Source organism: Lentzea sp. NPDC092896 (assembly GCF_044754905.1).
GTDB lineage: Bacteria > Actinomycetota > Actinomycetes > Mycobacteriales > Pseudonocardiaceae > Lentzea.
This window is the reverse complement of record NZ_JBIVPX010000006.1, coordinates 17,568-31,848: the sequence shown is the minus strand read 5'-3', so window position 1 is coordinate 31,848 and position 14,281 is coordinate 17,568. Positions and strand designations below refer to the sequence as shown.

The window sequence follows — 14,281 nt, the reverse complement described above, 5'->3', positions numbered from 1 at the left end:
TTCCGAACAGCCCCATCTGCCCGAACAAAACCGGTATTGCGTTCGAGGCTTTCACCCAAGGGGGTGAACACGGCACTATGAGTCAGGTGATGGCACCGCCCTGGCTCGACGTGCTCGACGAGACGATCGGGGCCTGCGTCACGCACCGGAGGCCCGATCTGGAGGCCCGGCTGCGCGAAAAGCGGGCACAGCAACTCGACCCGAAGTTGCGCGTTCTCGTCGTCGGCGAGTCCAAACAAGGCAAGAGCCAGCTCGTCAACGCGTTGCTCAACGCCCCCGTCTGCGCGGTGGGCGACGACATCACGACGACTGTGCCGACCTTCGTCCAGCACGCCGACACCCCGTCGGCGGCGCTGGTCCGCAACGCGTCCGCGGGCGGATCGATCTTCCACACCCCGACCGAGCGCATCGCCGTTCCGATCGACCAGGTGACGAAACAGGCCGCCGCGCAGCACGTCGTGCGGGCCGAGATCGGCATTCCACGTGCGCTGCTCGACAGCGGCCTGGTCCTGATCGACACCCCCGGCGTCGGCGACACCCGGTCCGCGCACACCGCCAGCACGTTCGCGACGCTGATGCAGGCCGACGCCGTGCTGCTGGTGTCCGACGCGACCGGTGAGCTGACGTCGGCCGAGATGACGCTGCTCAAGAAGGTCATGGAGGCCTGCCCGAACGTCACGGTGGTCGTCACCAAGATCGACCTCGTGCCGAGCTGGCGCAGCGTCGTGGAGCGCAACCGGGCCCTGCTCGCCCGCGCCGGCGTCCGCGCGAAGCTCATCCCGGTGTCGAGCGCGCTCAGGTTGCGCGCCGCGAAGACCGGCGACCAGCGCCTCAACGCAGAGTCCGGCTTTCCCGAGCTGGTGATGTGCGTGCAGAGCGACATCGTGGCGAGCGCAGAACTGCTGGCCCGCCGCGCGGTCGCCGTCGTCGCTTCGAGTGCGATCACGCAGCTCGTCACGCCGTTGCGCGAAGAACTCACGGCCCACGACTCGTCTCACACGGTCGCCACGATCTCGACGCTGCAGGAGGCCCAGCGACGGGTCGACGAGCTGCGGCGCCGGTCCGCGCGCTGGCAGAACGTGCTCAACGACGAGATGGCCGACCTGATCTCCGACGTCGAGTACGACCTCCGCGACCGGACCCGCAAGATCCTGCGCGAGGTCGACAAGACCTACGACGAGGCCGACCCCGCGGTCGGCTGGGACAAGTTCGAGCAGTGGCTGGAGGACAACCTCAACGAGGCCGCCACCACGAACTTCGCCTGGCTGATGGAACGGGCGGAGTGGGTGGCCGCGAAGGTCGCCAAGAACTTCCCGGTCTACCGCGAGGACCTGATCCCGGGTTCGGTGCTGCCGGACGACCTGCTCGAACCCGCGAGCAAGCTGGAGAAGCCGAAGATCGAGCCGTTCTCGATGCCGCAGAAGCTCTTCACCGGTCTTCGCGGCTCCTACGGCGGCGTGCTGATGTTCGGCCTGGTCACGTCGCTCGCGGGCATGCCGCTGATCAACGTGATCTCGCTCGGCGCCGGCGCGCTGTTCGGCGGGAAGTCCATTCTGGACGAGAGCGACCAACGGCTGAAGCGCCGCCAGGCCGCCGCGAAGGCCGCCGCGCAACGGCACGTGGACGACTTCTTCATGAAGTTCTCCAAGGACGTCCGCGACTCCGGGCGGCACATCCAGCGCTCGCTGCGCAACCACTTCAGCACGCTCGCCGAAGAGCTGCAGGAGACGTTGCTGGAGTCGGCCCGCAGCGCCAAGCGCGCGGTGCAGGACGACCAAACCGAACGCGAGCGCAGGATGCGGGAAGGCCGCAAGGAGCTGGACAAGCTCGTCACGCTCTACAAGCGGGTACAGGCACTCGGGGGTCCGGCGATGGAGCTCACCGCGTGACATTGGACCGCGTCGTCTGGTCGATGCTGCAAGAGGCGCTGGGTGTCTACCGCGACAGTCCCCGCGCCACGGCCTGGCTGCGCTCGCACGTCGAGCGCTACACCGAACCCGTGCGGATCGCGGTGGCCGGCAGGTCCCGGATCGGCAAGTCCACTGTGGTCAACGCGCTGGTCGGCGACGAGTTCACGCCGCAGAGCTCGTTCGTCTGGTACCGCGGTGGTGCCGAACCGCGCGCGCAGGTGTTCACCGGCCCCGGCCGGCCCCACGACGTCCCGATCGGCAGGCGGGGCAGCCGCAACCACGTCGAGACCGGCCAGTTCGACCGGGCCGACCGGATCGTCGTCGACTGGCCCGCGCGGACGTTGCGCGACGTCGTGCTGATCGACACCCCGTCCGAGGCCACGCCGGAGCAGGTGCTCGGTGACGCGGACGCGTTGCTGTACCTGATGCGGCACGTGCAGGACGAGGACCTGAAGTTCCTGCAGTCCGCCAACGACCACCCGATCGCCCGCACCGCCGCCGTGCACACGGTCGCGGTGCTCGCCCGTGCCGACGAGATCGGGGCCGGGCGGATCGACGCGCTGTCGTCCGCCAAGCAGATCGCCCGCCGCTACCGCCGTGACGTGGCCGTGGAACCGTTGTGCCAGAACGTGGTCTCGGTCGCCGGGCTGCTGGCGGTGGCCGCGAAGACGTTGCGGGAGGACGAGTTCGCGGCGTTGCGCGTGCTGTCGTCCCTGGGCCGTGAGGAGCTGGAGGACCACCTGCTGTCGGCGGACCGGTTCGCCGGCGAGCAGTTCCCGCTGACGATGGAACCGGCCGTGCGGCAGGCGTTGCTGGAGCGGTTCGGGATCTTCGGCGTCCGGCTGATCACCGCGTTGATCCGGCAGGGCTTCGACTCGCAGGTGAAGCTGACCGGCCAGCTGGTGCAGCGCAGCGGGCTCGGCGAGCTGCGCGACTCGATCGCCGTCCACTTCGTCGAGCGGCGCGAGATCCTCAAGGCGCGCTCGGCGTTGCTGGCGCTCGACGTGCTGTTCCGGATGGAGCCGCGGCAGAACGCCCGCAAGCTGATGGCCGACCTCGAACGGGTCGTCGCCTCCGCGCACGACTTCCGCGAGCTGCGACTCGTGGCCGCGCTGCAGTCCGGACGGACGAAACTGCCCGCCGAACTCCAGGCGGAGGCACTGCGGATCATCGGCGCCGAGGGCGTCGCTCCGTTGGCACGGCTGGGTTTCGAGTACGAGGCCGACGCGCGGGAGCTGCGCGAGGCCCTGCTCGACGCGCTGGTCCGGTGGCAGGCGCAGGCCGCGGACGTGCACGCGTCCCAGGAGCACCGGAAGGCCGCGCAGATCGTGGTCCGCACGTGCGAGGGGCTACTCCCCCAGTTCAGCTGAGGCACGATGGTCGCCATGGAACTCGTGCGGTGGGAGGACGGGCACTTCGGCTACATGCTGCGGTGGGCGTCTGATCCTCGGATGACGGTGTACGTCGGCAACGGCATGCCCTGGACTCCGGACTACGTGGCGGAACGGCACGAGCAGGCGTTGCGGCACTGGGAGACGCACGGCTTCGGCCTGCACGTGGTCGTCGAGGACGGCGTGGTCATCGGGCTCGCGCAGATGCTCGACGGCGACCTGGGCGAGATCGAGATCGGCTACTGGATCGACCCCGCGCACTGGGGACGCGGCGTCGCCACGCAGGTCGCCGCGCAGCTGCGGGACAAGGCGCTCGCCATCGCCGACCGGGTCGTCGCCGGGACCGACGCGCGCAACCACGCGTCCGGGCGCGTGCTGGAGAAGGCCGGGCTGACCTACTTCACCAGCAGGACCCAGCACGGAAGACTTCAGCACTGCTACGCGTTGGACCGGGGTATGAGCGACAAGGGCGTACTGCGGTACAGCGCGTTCACGACCGATCCGGCCGGCGGGAACCCGGCGGGCGTCGTGCTCGACGCGTCCGATCTGACCGACGACGAGATGCTCGCCATCGCCGCGAAGGTGGGCTACTCGGAGACGGCGTTCGTGCTGCCGCGCGCTGAGCGCTCGTTCGACGTGCGGTACTTCAGTCCCCAGGCGGAGGTGCCGTTCTGCGGACACGCCACGATCGCCACGTCCGTCGCGCTGGCCGAGCGGATCGGCGACGGGCCGCTGACGTTCCACACGCCCGCCGGGGAGATCACCATCGAGACCTCCGGCGGAACGGCGTCGCTGACCAGCGTGCCGACCGACAGTGCCGTGGCGGACCCGGCCCTGGTCTCCGCGGCGCTGGAGGCGTTGGGGTACGAGGAGATCGGTGACGGACCGGTGCACGTCGGCTTCGGCGGGGCCCGCCATCTGCTGATCCCGCTGAAGGACCGCGAACAGCTGCGCGAGCTGGACTACGACTTCGACGCCTTGCGCGACCTGATGCTCGCGCACGACCTGACGACGGTGCACCTGTTCTGGCGCGACGCCGATGGTGTGGTGCACGCCCGCGACCCGTTCCCGGTCGGGGGTGTGGTGGAGGACGCGGCGACGGGCGCCGCCGCGGCCGCGTTCGGTGGCTACCTGCGCGACCTCGAAGGGCCGCAGCGGTTCGTCATCAGCCAGGGCGAGGACATGGGCAGGCCGTCCCGGCTGGAGGTCGACGCGACCCGCGAGGACCGCCGGGTGGTCGTGACGGGTGCCGCCGTCCCTATCCGCTGATCCGCTCCAGCACGACGACGGGGATCTCGCGGTCGGTCTTCTGCTGGTACTCGGTGTAGGCCGGCCAGACCTCGTTCATCAGCTTCCACAGCCGGTCCCGCTCGTCGGGCCCGGCGGTGCGAGCGCGCGCCTGGAACTTCTCCGCCGCCACCTGGACGTCGACCACGGGCTCCTCTTCGAGGTTGAGGTACCACGCCGGGTGCGTCGGCTTGCCGCCCTGCGACGCCACGACCACGTGGTCGTCGCCGGAGGGCTGGTAGATGAGGGCGGTCCGCCGCATCTCGCCGCTCTTGCGCCCCTTGGTGGTCAGCAGCAACGTGTGCACGCCCGGCCGCCACTCGTGGCCCTCGGCGCCGTTGGTCTCGACGTACTTCTGGATGTGCTCGTTGACCCAGCTAGTGGGAGAGTCCTTCACCGCCATGGGTTCGACGCTACTGCCGCGGAGCGCAGGGTGCGCGACAGCAGCGTCGAACCGAGGGGTGCGCACCCTCCCGCGCCGGACCCTCGGGCGCTGCCGCAAGCGCCGGGCCGGATGATCGATCGAAAGTCACTATGCCCCGATCGAAGGGTGGCGGTGCATTCAGAAGGGGGATACAAGGTCTTTATGCCCGAGCTGGAGCTCCGCCACCTTCGCGCGGTACGAACTATCGCCGAGGAAGGCAGCGTCACCAGGGCCGCGACGCGGCTCGGACTCACCCAACCCGCCTTGTCCGCCCAGCTGCGCACCGTGGAACGCCTCGTCGGTGGTCAGCTGTTCGACCGAACGCGCAACGGTTGCGTCCCAACGGACCTGGGGCGCCGCGTACTCGGCACCGCCAGGCTGGTGCTCGACGAGATGGCACAGCTGATGGCCAACACCCGCGAGACCGACCGGCGCGGGCCGCTCATCTTCGGCTGCGCCCCGATCCTGTACTTCGCGCGGCTCGTGGAGGGGCTGCGGGCGCTCAACTCCGACGTGCGTGCGGAGGTTCGGCCGTCGTCCGCGGAGATCGTGGACATGCTGGAGGCCGGGCAGGTCCACGTGGCGCTGTTCGAGTTCTTCGACGGGATGCACGCGCGGGATCTGGCCGGGATAGAGCTGCGGAAGCTCGTGACCGAGCCGGCGTTCGTGGCGTTGCCGGAGACCGATCCGCTGGCCTTGCTGGAGGAGGTCGACCTTGCCGATCTTGCCGATCGGGACTGGGTCACGCCGCCCAAGCAGCACATCGGGAGCCGGACGCAGATGTTCCAGGCCTGTGCGGATGCCGGGTTCGTGCCTCGGCTGACCCATCACACCGGGGAGGCCAGCATGGCTCGCGGTCTGGTGGCTGGAGGGTGTGTTTCGTTTGCCGCGGCGCCTTCCCGGACCGGGGAGGGGATCGTGATTCGGCGGTTGCGGGGGATGCCGTTGATGACCGACATCTTTGTGGCTACGCGGAGGGATTCGCCGGTGGCTGGGCGGGCGCACGAGGTGTTCGCTTGTGCTGCTGAGGCTTATCGGTCTGTGTTGGACCGGAATCCGGAGTACCGGAAGTGGTGGGACGCGCATCCGGAAGCGCATCCGGAGTTCAACTAGTTGACGCGGTCCGCTTGCGTGAGCCTCTGGCGGGATGCGCAGTCGGCCTCGAAGGCCGGGGTGAAGAGCGCCCCGGCCGAGCCCGGACGGTGTGCGTTGGCGGGCTCGGCCGCGCGGGTCGGGCTTGCGACGGCCAGTCCCGGGTCAGACCTTGATCGGGGTGGAGGGGCGGCCGATCAGCTTCTCCAGGTCCGGGCGGACCTCGGCGAACACGCCCTCGCGGATCGCCTTGAAGAAGTCGACGAAGATCGCGGGCACGCCTGCCGCGATCAGGTCCTCGTCGCTCACGTCCTGGAAGCGGTCGCCGGCGAGTTCCGGGAAGGACCAGGTGGTCGAGCCAGTGAGCTCGTAGACCTGGTTCTCGTGGCCGGGCGTGGTGAGGGCTGCGGCCGCGGCCTGGGCGTAGTCGTCGCGGGCCGCGCTGGCGATCTGGCCGTCCTTCGTGGAGACCGCGACGGTGTCGCCGGAGAGGGCGCCGAGGTAGTTCTCGTGGTACATGCCGTTGCGCAGGAACGTGAACGGGATGCCGGTCGCGCGGATGGCCTCCTCGGTGGCCTTGTGCACCACCGCTACGCCCACCGTGGAGGTGTCGGCGTCGGTGAGGCTCGTGTAGAAGATGTGGCCCACGCCGTGTTCCACGGCCTTGGCGATGGCGTTCTTGTGCTGCTGGATGCGGGTGTCGGTGTCCGGGGCCTCGCCGGACACGATCAGCAGCTTGTCGGCGCCGGCGAAGTTGAGGGTCTCCGGCTGTTCGAAGTCGCCCTGGCGAGCCTCCACGCCGTCCACGTCGAACTTCTTCGGGTCTCGCACGGACACGATGACCTGCTCGTCCGTGCGGTTCAGGACGTGGCGGACCACTGCGTTGCCGAGCTGGCCGGTTGCTCCGGTGATGAGGATCGTCATAGCCACGAAGCTAGGGATAGCGCTAACCTTTCGTAAGTACCCACTTTGGAGTCGGGTACTTACGTGGAGGTGAGCATGCAGGTCACGATGTGTCCCGAGCGGGCGATCATGGAGCACGTCACAAGCCGATGGGGTGTGCTGGTGCTCAACGCCCTGTCGAACGGGGAGGCGTGGCGGTTCAGCGAGTTGCGGCGCGAGCTGGAGCTGGCGAGCGAGAAGATGCTCACCCAGACGTTGCGGACGCTGGAGCGGGACGGATTCGTGCATCGCGAGGTCTATCCGGTCATCCCGCCGCACGTCGAGTACTCGCTGACGCCGCTCGGCAAGGGGGCCGCCAACCACCTCGTGGCGCTCGCCCATTGGATCGCCGCGAACCAGCCTGAGGTCACCCAGGCGCAGGAACGCTATGACGCCTCCTGAGTTCTGCCGGAGTGTCAGCCGGTAGACATCGGGTTAGTCACCCGATTGCGCAGTGTTAGTTCTCACTAAGTCCCTAGGAATCCAGGTTAGTCATCGGATGGGTCACGATTAGGGGGCGCCAGATGAACCCCTGCACTGGCACAATGGACCAATGGCCCAACCGTTCACCGACGAAAGCCATCCGGCGGAGCCCTATCCGGGCACTCGTCCAGACCACTGTTTCGTTCACGTGGACGAAACAGGCTGGCCAGTGCGACCGGACCTCACGATGGAGTCGGGATGGCGAGTTGAGCCGGAGAACATCGACCTAGACCAATGGTTGGCGAACCACGGCGAGGCCCCGCTGGCGGCCCGCATGCCGGTGCTCGGTTACGGCTCGAACGCCAATCCCAGCAAGCTGACGTGGCTTCGCGAAGAGCTCGGACTTGAAGGCCCTGCGGTCGTGCTTCGCGCACGGTGCGAGGGCCTTTCTGCTGTCTGGGCCGCCGGCTTGCGCATGCGAGACGACCAGCGCCCCGCCACTCTCGCGGGTGCTCCTGGCGTCACCGAAGAGCACTCCATCTGGTTCGCCACGCCTGAGCAGTTGCGTGTGCTGGACCGTTGCGAGGGACGCGGACTGCGCTATCGCCTCGTGCGTGTCCACACGGGCCGTGTGGTGCTCTACAACGGTGGCGTCATCGACAGCGTTCTGGCCTACACGGCGGGCTCCAAGAAGCGGATGCCCGTGCTCTTCAACGACCGTATGGTCCGTTGCGCGGACGTCTCGCAGCGAGGCGCTCGTGTGCTGGGCGAGAGGGCCGCGATGAGCGACGGACTGGACGTGACCGAGGTGCACGGCGAGCCGTCCGCGGACGACTGGCCCGAACTGCTGTTCGTCTACGGCACGCTGCAGCCGGGCGCAAACGCTTGGCACCTGATGGAGCCGCACGTCGTGGAGTCGGAGGAGACCCACCTGCCCGGCACGTTGTTCGACACGGGCATGGGCTACCCCGCGCTGCGTCCCGGTGCCGGGCTGGGCGTGCCGGGCTTCGTGCTGCGGCTCAGGTCGCCCGAGGACGCGCTGCCGTTGCTCGACGAGTACGAGGGCGAGGACTACCGCCGCGTGCGCGTCGTGCTGCCGGACGGCCGGATCGCCTGGACGTACATCTGGACCGCGGCGGTGAAGGGCATGTCCGAGCTGCCCGACGGCTGGGACGTCCACCAGATCCGGTGAATTTCCGGCACGGTGTGTGGGCAAGTTGATATTTGGGCACATCCTTCGGTGGTAGGAGGTGCACCCATGACTCGTCGTCTGATCGCTTGCGGACTGGTGCTCACCGCGTTTGCCGCCGTAACGGCTTGTGGGACGAGAACCCCGGACAACGCCTCGCAAACGCTGCCGACGTCCACGTCGCCGTCGTCGCCGGCACCCGCTTCGTCCACCGCCCCGGCCGGCAACTCGGGCGCGGCCGCTCCCGCCGTGAAGCGCTGCGACTCGGCCGCGCTCAAGGGCGAGGTCGCCCCCACGGACGCCGGCGCGGGCAACAGATACGGCAAGTTCGTCGTCACGAACTCCGGCACGATCCCGTGCACGCTCAACGGCTACAGCGGTTTCCAGTTGGAGAACGCCTCCGGCGCGGTGCCGACCAAGCTGGAGCGCAAGGCGGATCCGGGTCCGGCGGCGATGACGCTCGCACCGGGCGGCAAGGCCTCGGCGAACCTGCACTGGGGCGTCGTGCCGTCGGGCAACGAGCCCGTCGAGGGCCCGTGTCAGCCCGAGGCGTCGAAGGCCGCGGCCATTCCGCCGGACGAGACGGCGCCGCTGACCGTGCCGTGGACCCTTGGCCCCGTCTGTTCGGGTGGCCGGATCGAGATCAGCGCGTTCTACGCTTCGTAAATGCACGCACCTGGATGGCTCGCCGTGCTTCCGCACGGCGAGCGCATCGCCCGTTCACTGCGCACAGCCGGCGTTCCGGTCGCGGTGAGCGAGGACATCGAGGCGGTGGTGAAAGCCGCCGATCGACCGGTCGTCCTCATTGGACACTTCGTCGGCGCACCCGCCGCGGTTCGTTATGCCCAAACGCATTCCGGGATCGCCGCGCTCGTCCTGGTGACTCCGGTGCTCGGCATCTGGGACGGCGCGTCCAACGGGCTGGCCGACCTCATGGACGAGGTCAGCTTCGGCCCGGCGCTGGGCGACCTGCCGACGTTGTGGCTGCACGGGTCGGACGACGAGATCGTGCCGATCTCGGACACCCGCGCGGGCACCGACCGGATCCGCGGATCCGCGTTCGAGGAGCACGTCGTGGACGGTCTGCTGACCGACGGCGAGGCCGTCACTCGGGTGCTGGAGTTCACGCGGAGGGTCATCTGACACCATTTCGGGTGTCATGGACGAAGACGACCTCGTGCTGGTGATCACCGTGGTGGTCGAAGCAGCGAACGAGCAACAGGCGCGTGCCGCGTGCGACGCGCTCATCAACCGTGCGGGTGCCCAGATCGTGGACGCCCGTGACTGCTCGGACGAAGAGCCGGGCTGCTGGGCCGTCGTCATCACAAGACCGAGCACGGAGAAGGCCACCCACAACGTCGCCGCGGCGCTGGCACGGGCCGTGCGCACCTTCGTGCGCGGGCTGGGTGAGGACTTCCCGTTGCCTCGGGTGGCCTGCGAGCCGCCGACGGCGTGGACCGTGCTGGACGAGCCGGAGCAGATCAACCAACTGGTGCCGGGCGCCGAGCGCGTCATGGTCGAGGTGTGGGCGGGAGATGACCCGTTCGGGGCAGGCACTCCGCGTGACAAGTCACCCAGCAAACCGTCTTGATTCACCCGGCCGGTCGGCTGCTGAGCACGACAGGCTGTAGGCGGCATTGTGAGTGTCACAACACGCGTGGGCAAGGGGCCAGCGGCGCGCTCAACTGATCATTAAAGCAAGGCCCGTTCGAGTGGATTCAGGCATCCACCCGGTTAGCCGATCTTCGCTCTCAACTGTGAAAATCTGGGCACAATCTCTACTAAGGGTGGTCGTCAGACCACCTTGTTCCGGAGGGTTCGGGAGCCGACATGGCCAGCATCGAAGAGGTCCGTGCCGCAATTGCCCAGGCGATCGACAAGGCGGCTCAAAGCCAGTCCGCCCTCCAACAGGCGGCTGAGCTCGCCGAGGACGCGCAGCAACTGCTGACATCGGTCACGCAGGGCTCCGTGCAGGCGGACGTCGAGACGACGAACGCCCAGTTCGCCCAGGTCGTGTCCGGCGTGAGCGAGCTGCAGAACTACCTCGGCGCCGGCATTTCCGGGGCCGAGGGCATCAACAGCAGGCTTTGATGGCGTCCATCGGCGAGGTTCGCGCCGCGCTGGAGCAGGCGAGCGAGATCCTGCGTGAGTCGTACCGCAACGTGCGATCAGCGCAGGAGGGCCTCGACGAGGCGGTCGCGATCCTCGCCGAGTCGAGCGAGAACCACCACGAGTCGTTGCTTCCAGTCGAGTTCGTGCGCGCAAAGGAAAGATTCCCTGATCAGCTGGAGCTGATGGTGGGAACCCTAGAGCGCATCCAACGACTCACCGTGGAGCTGTGATGAGCAGGCGGGACGACCGGCGACAGAGGATCGAGGACGCCTTCGGCGAGTTCCAGCGCGCTGTTTCGGCCGCGCTGGGCTCGGTGGCGCGCGAACACCGGGCGCTCGCCACCGAACACGCCAAGGACATGTTCGAGTTCACCGTGCGCGGCATGGGCGTCGACAAGGCGTTGCACGACGTCGCCCTGAAGGACGTGACCTCGTTCCTCACGGTCGACGAGAAGCGCGCGAAGAACCCGCGTCAGGCGCCGCTCTCGATGGCTCAGTTCGCCGAACGCCTCGACCAGATCAAGTACGACTGGCAGCAGTCGTTCCACGAGTGGACGAGTTCCGGCCCCGAGCAGCTGACCGAGCTCGTGAACTCGGTCGCCGCCGGTCCCGCGTCGTGGCCGCACGAGTCGTGGCTCGGCCACCCCGGTACGCACGACGGCAGCGAGGGCGTGCCGGAGCTGTGGCGGATCGGCACCGGCGTGGTGACGTCGGCGCCGGAGTCCAGGCCGTTCCCCGTCGCTGTGCCGCTGCTGGACCAGGCGCACCTGCACATCTCGTCCACTCCGGACACTCGCCAGCTCGCGGACACGCTGGTGGAGAGCCTGTTGCTGCGGGTGCTGTCGCACTTCCAGCCGGGACTCGTGCACGTGCACGTGTGGGACGTCGGCCAGCTGACCGGCTCGTTGCCGGGGCTCTACCCGCTGACCCGCGCGAACCTGCTGACGGTGCACGACCCGGCGCGGCTGCACGAGCTGCTCGACGAGCTGTCCGAGCACATTCGCCAGGTGCACACCAAGGTTCTCGTCGACGGCCATCTGACCGTTCGTGCGGTCAGCGGTGAAGGCAGGCGCACCGAACCGTGGCGGATCGCCGTGCTGTTCGGCAACCGCAAGGCGTTGAAGGAAGACCAGCAACAGCAGCTGCAACGCGTGGCGCGCAACGGTTTGGCGTGCGGCGTGCAGCTGTTCATCGTGGACATTCCGATCACGATCAACTCGCCGGTGGAGACGGTCGCGCTGCGCAGCGGCGGTTCCGCCACGTGCACGATGACCGGCAAAGACGTGGCGGTGACGCTGGATCCCGCTCTTCCGCGCACCCTCGTGCCGCGCGCCTGTGCCGCCATCGCGGAGAAGCGCGAGGAACGGCGTTCGCGCATGGGCAAGTTCGAAGATCTGCTGCCCGACCGGCCGTGGACCGAGAACTCGTCGGCCGGAGTCATTGCGCCCGTTGGGTTCGACGACGGCGAACAGGTCTGCGTGCAGCTCGGTGACACATCGCCGCACGCGTTGATCGGCGGGCCTTCGGGTTCGGGCAAGACGAACTTCCTCTACGCGATGCTCGGTTCGTTGTGCGCGCGCTATTCGCCGAACGAGCTCGAGTTGTACCTGCTGGACTTCAAGGAAGGCGTGTCGTTCGCGCAGTTCGCGCCGGGTCGCAAGGATCCGTCGTGGCTGCCGCACGCGCGCCTGGTCGGCGTGAACGTCAACACCGACCGCGAGTTCGGCGTGGCACTGCTGCGGTACCTGTCCGACGAGATGCGCCGGCGCGCGGACGCGGCCAAGCAGCACGAGGTCACCAAGCTTCAGGACCTGCGCGCGGAGGACCCGTCCGGCCGCTGGCCGCGGATCGTCGCGGTGATCGACGAGTTCCAGTACCTGTTCGGCGAACGCGACCAGGTCACCGCCGCCGCGACGCAACTGCTGGAGGACGTGGCGCGCCGCGGCCGTTCGCAGGGCATCCACCTCGTGCTGTCGTCGCAGGACGTCTCGGGCATCGAGGGTTTCTGGGGCAAGTCGGCGATCTTCGAGCAGTTCACCGTCCGCATCGCGCTGCCCAAGGCCCGCCGCGTGCTGGCCGAGCCGCAGAACGACGCCGCCGTCGAACTGCCGCGCTGGCACGCGGTGATCAACCACGAGTCGGGTGTCAAGCCCGGCAACGAGATCTGCCGCATCCCGGACTCGACGGCCAAGAACACCATGGACTCCCTGCAGACCGAGTTGTGGCGGCGCGCACCGGGCCAGGCGCCCAGCCTGTTCGACGGCAGCAAGATCCCGCTGATCGACGCGACGCAGGACTTCCTCGGCCTGCGACCGGGCGAGGCATCGCCTACCGTTCTTCTCGGGCAGGTGATCGACGTCGCGGGCAGCGCGGCACGGGTGCGGTTCGCCCGCACGCCGGGCCGCAACATCGCGGTGATCGGTTCCGTGGTCCAGGACGCGGCCGCTGTCCTCGGCGGAGCGGCCGCGTCCCTGGGCAGGCAGCACCGCCCGCACGAGGCGGTCTTCACGCTGGCCTGCCTGGTCGAGGAGGCGATGCCCTCCGCGTTGCATCTGGCGAAGCGCCTGAACGCGGACGGGCATGATGCAGAGGTGATCGGCATCAACCGCGTCCGCGAACTGCTGAACGAGACGGCGGCCCGCCTGCAGTCGATCAACACGGGCGAGACCGACGCGCCGCTGAAGCCGCACTACCTGGTGCTGTACGGCGTGGACGCCGCGCAGACGTTGCTGGAGCAGAAGAACCCGACCACCAGGATGTCCGGTGTGGACAGCCTGCGGACGGTCCTCAAGCACGGCCCGGAGAACCGCACGCACGTGCTGGGCTGGTGGCGCGGCGTGCAGAGGCTGAAGGCGAGCCTCCCACCCGGCGTCTACGACGACATCGGCGCCTGGGTGGCGTTCGACGTCCAGGGCAAGGAACTGCTGTCGCTCGGACCGGAACAGGTGATGGCGTGGTCGCCGAGACCACGCCGAGGCCTGTTCTTCGACCGGTTCGAGCACTCGCGACCGCAAGTGATCATCCCGTTCGACACTGGAGAAGCGTCATGAACCCGATGATGACGATGTTCGACCCGGTCCCGTCGCAGCGTCAGAGCGAGGAGGTGATCGAGGTGCCGACGATCTCCGCGGTTGAGCGCTACAAGGAGATCATCGCCATCGCCACGGACGCGGCCGCCCGCCAGCGCAAGCTGGACGAGGTGCGGTGTGCCGAGCTCGCCGCGCGGCTCGCGTCGACCCAGCACGAGATCGCCGAGGTGCGCGATCGCGAGCGGGTCGTGCGGATGGGCGCCGCCCTGCACTGGGAGGCGGCCGTGGAGCAGCTCTGGAACGAGCGCTGGCTCCAGATGGTCACGCCCCCACAGCCGAACGAGTCCGTCCCCCCACGCCCCCAGGGCGAGTACAACCGGGCGATGGACCTCGCGTACCAGGCACTGGAGGACTCGCTCGCGAAGCGAACCTTGCTGCGCCGCAAGCAGAAGGACTGAGTGCGCCGGTTACGCACCACCGCCG

General features: G+C 68.5%; 15 protein-coding genes. 13 read left to right on the top strand and 2 right to left on the bottom strand.

All coding sequences use genetic code 11. From position 1 onward, the window contains the following. Window positions 1-89 precede the first annotated feature (89 nt). From ACIQF0_RS28010 to ACIQF0_RS28000, 3 genes are read left to right on the top strand one after another with little or no spacing between them, the layout of a single operon-like run. Entirely contained in the window at window positions 90-1,889 is a 1,800-nt protein-coding gene (locus ACIQF0_RS28010; RefSeq protein WP_401034891.1) for a dynamin family protein, read from the top strand. Continuing rightward, window positions 1,886-3,280: a hypothetical protein gene (locus ACIQF0_RS28005; protein WP_401034005.1), complete on the top strand. Its 1,395-nt coding sequence runs from the start codon at window positions 1,886-1,888 to the stop codon at window positions 3,278-3,280. Before ACIQF0_RS28010 ends, ACIQF0_RS28005 begins: the two co-directional genes overlap by 4 nt. A 15-nt stretch (window positions 3,281-3,295) precedes the next feature. Then, on the top strand, window positions 3,296-4,570 hold the full coding sequence (locus ACIQF0_RS28000; protein WP_401034002.1) for a PhzF family phenazine biosynthesis isomerase: 1,275 nt from the start codon (window positions 3,296-3,298) through the stop codon (window positions 4,568-4,570). Here ACIQF0_RS28000 and ACIQF0_RS27995 read toward each other — a convergent pair. Further along, the gene (locus ACIQF0_RS27995; protein WP_360046891.1) at window positions 4,560-4,991 is read right to left on the bottom strand and encodes a nitroreductase family deazaflavin-dependent oxidoreductase; all 432 of its coding nucleotides are present in this window, start codon (window positions 4,989-4,991) and stop codon (window positions 4,560-4,562) included. The genes ACIQF0_RS28000 and ACIQF0_RS27995 overlap by 11 nt on opposite strands. Before the next feature lie 30 nt (window positions 4,992-5,021). Here ACIQF0_RS27995 and ACIQF0_RS27990 point away from each other — a divergent pair, with 30 nt between their 5' ends. After that, window positions 5,022-6,125, top strand: a complete 1,104-nt coding sequence (locus ACIQF0_RS27990) for a LysR family transcriptional regulator (RefSeq protein WP_401033998.1) — start codon at window positions 5,022-5,024, stop codon at window positions 6,123-6,125. A 144-nt stretch (window positions 6,126-6,269) separates the two neighbouring features. Here the strand turns inward: ACIQF0_RS27990 and ACIQF0_RS27985 are convergent, their stop codons facing one another. After that, window positions 6,270-7,028 (bottom strand): NmrA family NAD(P)-binding protein, encoded by a 759-nt coding sequence (locus ACIQF0_RS27985; protein ID WP_401033995.1) that lies wholly within the window; start codon window positions 7,026-7,028, stop codon window positions 6,270-6,272. Window positions 7,029-7,103: 75 nt separating this feature from the next. Between ACIQF0_RS27985 and ACIQF0_RS27980 the strand changes: the two genes are divergently transcribed. From ACIQF0_RS27980 to ACIQF0_RS27940, 9 genes are all read left to right on the top strand, one after another. Next, window positions 7,104-7,448, top strand: coding sequence for a winged helix-turn-helix transcriptional regulator (locus tag ACIQF0_RS27980; protein WP_401033992.1), 345 nt, complete (start codon window positions 7,104-7,106; stop codon window positions 7,446-7,448). A gap of 250 nt (window positions 7,449-7,698) precedes the next feature. After that, window positions 7,699-8,661, top strand: coding sequence for a gamma-glutamylcyclotransferase (locus ACIQF0_RS27975; protein WP_401033989.1), 963 nt, complete (start codon window positions 7,699-7,701; stop codon window positions 8,659-8,661). A gap of 66 nt (window positions 8,662-8,727) precedes the next feature. Beyond that, complete coding sequence (locus ACIQF0_RS27970; protein WP_401033986.1) at window positions 8,728-9,324, top strand: DUF4232 domain-containing protein; 597 nt, start codon at window positions 8,728-8,730, stop codon at window positions 9,322-9,324. Next, entirely contained in the window at window positions 9,325-9,801 is a 477-nt protein-coding gene (locus ACIQF0_RS27965; protein ID WP_401033984.1) for an alpha/beta hydrolase, read from the top strand. Window positions 9,802-9,817: 16 nt separating this feature from the next. Then, complete coding sequence (locus ACIQF0_RS27960) at window positions 9,818-10,249, top strand: hypothetical protein (protein ID WP_401033981.1); 432 nt, start codon at window positions 9,818-9,820, stop codon at window positions 10,247-10,249. Window positions 10,250-10,488: 239 nt separating this feature from the next. Then, the gene (locus ACIQF0_RS27955; RefSeq protein WP_030481403.1) at window positions 10,489-10,749 is read left to right on the top strand and encodes a hypothetical protein; all 261 of its coding nucleotides are present in this window, start codon (window positions 10,489-10,491) and stop codon (window positions 10,747-10,749) included. Beyond that, window positions 10,749-11,000, top strand: a complete 252-nt coding sequence (locus ACIQF0_RS27950; RefSeq protein WP_030481404.1) for a hypothetical protein — start codon at window positions 10,749-10,751, stop codon at window positions 10,998-11,000. The genes ACIQF0_RS27955 and ACIQF0_RS27950 overlap by 1 nt, the downstream gene beginning before the upstream one ends. Further along, entirely contained in the window at window positions 11,000-13,819 is a 2,820-nt protein-coding gene (locus tag ACIQF0_RS27945; RefSeq protein WP_401033976.1) for an FtsK/SpoIIIE domain-containing protein, read from the top strand. Before ACIQF0_RS27950 ends, ACIQF0_RS27945 begins: the two co-directional genes overlap by 1 nt. Then, window positions 13,816-14,256: a hypothetical protein gene (locus ACIQF0_RS27940; protein WP_401033974.1), complete on the top strand. Its 441-nt coding sequence runs from the start codon at window positions 13,816-13,818 to the stop codon at window positions 14,254-14,256. Before ACIQF0_RS27945 ends, ACIQF0_RS27940 begins: the two co-directional genes overlap by 4 nt. Window positions 14,257-14,281: the final 25 nt, after the last annotated feature.